The following is a 3,226-nucleotide window of genomic DNA, read 5'->3' on the forward strand; positions in this document are numbered from 1 at the left end:
GCTAATAAGTTTTTAATAGAGATAAAAAGTTATATCTTCAAGCATAAAGATGAAGTGATTCGTAATATCAAAGGGATTGATGAATACAGTATTTTAGTTTTAGCTGATATTTTGCGTAATGCACAAAATGAAGAATTAGTTTTCATTCAAAATAATCAAAATTATGAACTTATTGATAGATTAGCAGAATTTTATATGAGATCGTTAGGATTGTTTAAAAACTCTGAACATATTTTTGATGAAGAAGAAAATATAATCGATTATTTTGATAAATTCGAATTTTACGATGAAGATCAGATGCTTAATCACTTTAAGTTTGAAAAATCTCATACTCATTTACTAATTCAACTATCAGATGTGGTGGTAGGAATTTTAGGAAAATATAATGAATTTATTAATGACCTTAAGTTTGATGATATTGCTAAAATCAAAAATAATTTAAATGATCTACAAAAAGAAAACTTTAGAAAATTATTTGAATTATGTAAAAATGCTGAATTATCCAGTAAAGCTTTTGTGCACTATATAACAGCCTTGACAAATATTGAAAAAGAGAGGTTGTTGTCGTTGGAGTTCATACAATGACTCAATTCATCCCGCAAATCTTACCTCTTCAAAAAAACGATCATAGCCAACCCTTCGACAGGCTCAGGGTGAACGGGGAAGAAACAGCAAAATTTACACATAGCACACAACCTATGAGTAAAAAATCGATAAATTTACCCATAGGTTCAAACCTATGTTAAAAAAACTCAAAAAAGTTAACATAGCTTTAGACCTATGTTAAAAAAACCGCAAAATTTACACATTACACAAAAAGGTATCTAAATGCTCCTTTATCAACCTGACGGAGGCTATTGTTACAACAGCGATTCGATATTGCTGTATGGATTTATCTCCCGTTTTACCCCGAAGGGGAAAATGCTCGATGTCGGTGCGGGGAGCGGAATCGTGGGGCTTTTGATCGGGCGGGATTTTCCCTCTGTGTGCCTCGAAGCGGTTGAAAAACAGCCGTTGTATGTCGAATTTGCCCGACGAAATGCGACGATCAACGGTATCGGGTACACTCTCCATGAGGGGGACTTTTTAGAGCTTGGGAATCACGGCAGTTATGACTGGATTGTTTCTAATCCTCCGTTTTACCATGAGAACGTGTCACGCTCAGAGAACCCGATCCTCCATCAGGCACGTTACAACGTCCACTTGCCGATTGAGCCGTTTATTACTAAAATCTCGAAACTCCTAAAATCAAGCGGCGAAGCGGCGATCTGTTACGATGCGCGTCAGTTCGTGCCGTTGTGCAGTGCATGTGAACGTGCAGGATTAAGAGTCGTTGAGGTACAATTCGTCCATTCAAAAGAGGATCGTCCCAGTACACTGGTGATGCTCCATCTGAAAAAGAATTCCAAAGCGGCTCTCACCGTATTGCCTCCGATGATTACGGAAGCAAACGGTGTTTATACCCCTGCGGTACAAGCGATCTACGACAAAGCAAAGGTGCACAGTATCAAATGTCCGAGTTTATGACACAAGAAGGTTTCTCTTACGCGTTTGATCCCTCTGCCTGCGCTAAATGCGGAGGAAATTGCTGTACGGGAGAGAGCGGTAATATATTCGTCTCTGTCACCGAAATAGCGGCAATTGCCGCGCTGCTGGAGATGGAGGAGGGGGAGTTCCGCCGTACCCATTTGCGCAAAGAGGGGTTCCGTTTTTCACTCCAAGAGAAAAAAGTAAACGGCTCGTACGACTGCATATTTTTCAATCGTTCACTAAATGGGTGTAGTATCTACACTGCAAGACCGTTACAGTGTAGAACGTTTCCTTTTTGGGATTACTTTCGCCACCGTATCGATGAACTTAAAGCGGAATGCCCGGGGATTATCCATGATTAAATTACTATCGATGGTGTTGATACTAGCCTCCATCACTAATGCTGCACCAAAAGTGATTCATAATGCTAATTTGTTAGAAGATACATTTTCTCTTTACGCACTGGATGCACAGATGCGTCAAAAACACCATCAAGCGGCAGAATTCTTTGGTGAACTTTACAAGCAAACCTCTAAAAAAGAGTATTTGTATCAATCTTTGCGAATGTTGGAACAATCCAATGATACTAAAACTCTAGCACAAAAGACAATATCAGAACTTACAAAATCTCCAGAAGATCAAACGTTAAAACGTTTTGAAATTATCGCTTTACTCAAAGAGGGGAATTTTGCTGAAGCATCCCAAAAAGTAGCTGTATTGAGTGAATTGAGTAAAAAAATACCTGATTATCTCCTTTATGCCGAATCGCGACTTAAAATGGGGGATTATTTGGGGGGTGTTGCGATCCTCAAAAAAGCGTATGCTCTGAATTTCGATGAGACGACGGCGGAGCGGATTGCCTTGATCCAATACACACACTTAGGTGAAAAAACGGAAGCGATCAAATTTTTAAAAGAGCATCTCGGAACTCACGGCAACAGCCAAATTATAGGTAAACGGTTGGGGAGCTTTTATGCCGATAGTGCTCAGTTAAATGATGCGGCATTGATCTATGAACAGACGTATGATGCTTTTAAAGATAGCTCCGTTGCAGATGAAGCGCTCAAAATTTATCTTTACCAGCAAGATATCTCGAAAATGACTGCTTTACTGGAAAAATCGGGGTTGAATGATCCTCTTTTACTCGATTTGTATGTCAAAGTAAAAGCATTCGATAAAGCATCCGTTTTGGCTCAAAGATTGTATGAGAGAGAAGATAATCCTCTCTACCTTGCTCAAAGTGCTGTTTTTAAATACGAAGGAGCAGTGGATCGTAAAGATCCTGTTTTGGTCACACAGGTGATGGAAGGGCTAAAAAAAGCACTTCAAGATCTTGAGGAACCCCTTTATTTGAATTACTTAGGGTATCTGATGATCGATCATGATCTGAATGTCTCTGAGGGGATGGGGTATGTTCGCCGTGCATTGGAAAAACAGCCGGATTCACCGTTTTATATCGATTCACTGGCATGGGGACATTATAAACAAAACGAGTGTGTCGAGGCTCTGCGTTTAATCAAACAGGTTGAATCGATGATAGGGACAGATGAAGATGAGGTGAGAGATCACTTAAGAGCGATAGAGAAGTGTAAAACCAAGGAGAAAAATTAATGATACTAGACGACATCATCAAAAAAACCAAAGAAGATTTACTAGAGCGTGAGGCCAAGTTTAGTATGGATTGGCTCGGACGTTC

Annotated in this window: 4 protein-coding genes; all 4 read left to right on the plus strand. The window is 39.6% G+C overall.

Annotated features, from left to right (window positions below; translation table 11 throughout):
- The coding region (locus PHR02_RS13385) for a DUF3800 domain-containing protein (RefSeq protein WP_299992783.1) at positions 1–585 on the plus strand (585 nt) is incomplete at its 5' end.
- 243 nt (positions 586–828) lie between these two features.
- Positions 829–1,527, plus strand: a complete 699-nt coding sequence (locus tag PHR02_RS13390; RefSeq protein ID WP_299992785.1) for a methyltransferase — start codon at positions 829–831, stop codon at positions 1,525–1,527.
- A complete protein-coding gene (locus tag PHR02_RS13395; protein ID WP_299992787.1) occupies positions 1,512–1,892 on the plus strand; it encodes a YkgJ family cysteine cluster protein in 381 nt (126 codons plus the stop codon). The genes PHR02_RS13390 and PHR02_RS13395 overlap by 16 nt, the downstream gene beginning before the upstream one ends.
- The gene (locus tag PHR02_RS13400; protein WP_299992789.1) at positions 1,885–3,141 is read left to right on the plus strand and encodes a hypothetical protein; all 1,257 of its coding nucleotides are present in this window, start codon (positions 1,885–1,887) and stop codon (positions 3,139–3,141) included. Before PHR02_RS13395 ends, PHR02_RS13400 begins: the two co-directional genes overlap by 8 nt.
- Positions 3,142–3,226 lie beyond the last annotated feature (85 nt).

This window comes from Sulfuricurvum sp., assembly GCF_028688295.1.
GTDB lineage: Bacteria > Campylobacterota > Campylobacteria > Campylobacterales > Sulfurimonadaceae > Sulfuricurvum.